Below are 685 nucleotides of genomic sequence, written 5' to 3'. Positions count from 1 at the left end.
CTCATGCGCGCAGCAAGCCAAGCGTTGAACATTGTTCAAAGTCGTCAATTCACACTGGTATCGAAAACCATTACGTTTGAGATGCGCAGTAAAATGATCGACAAATTGGGTCGAATCAGTATTCGTCAGTACGAAACCAAAGGCAGTGGAGGAATTAACGCCCACCTTATTACTGATATAGAAACCATCGATCAATTTGTTGGTTCGACACTCGCAAAGTTTGTTATCAGCTTTTTGACCGTCATCGGCACCGCTATCGTTCTGCTTTGGCTAGATTGGCGTCTGGGCTTATTTATTCTACTCGTAAACCCTATTGTCATTTATTTCTCTCGCAAACTTGGCAGTATGGTCAAGCATCTCAAGCGTAAAGAAAACCACTCGTTCGAAATTTTCCAAAACCGACTGGTAGAAACGTTGGATGGTATTTACCAGCTGCGCGCTGCCAATAAAGAGCGCGAATTTCTTCAGCAGCTAAAAGAGAGCGCCAATCAAGTCCGCGTCGATGCTGACAAATACGCCTGGCAATCAGAAGCGGCTGGTCGAGTTTCTTTCTTGCTCTTCTTAATTGGTTTTGAATTATTCCGTGCGGTTGCCATGTTAATGGTGATGTTTAGTGACCTAACAATTGGCCAAATTTTCGCTGTATTTGGTTATCTATGGTTTATGTTGTCCCCTGTTCAAGAGC

At 43.6% G+C, this 685-nt stretch carries 1 protein-coding gene; it reads left to right on the top strand.

The window, feature by feature from the left end; genetic code table 11:
- On the top strand, positions 1-685 hold a 685-nt coding region (locus tag R7Z50_RS27740; RefSeq protein WP_318149787.1), incomplete at both ends, for an ABC transporter ATP-binding protein.

It is taken from the genome of Vibrio sp. 1249-1 (assembly GCF_033340495.1).
The sequence above is the reverse complement of the archived record's forward strand: the minus strand, read 5'-3'. Positions and strand labels throughout refer to the sequence as shown.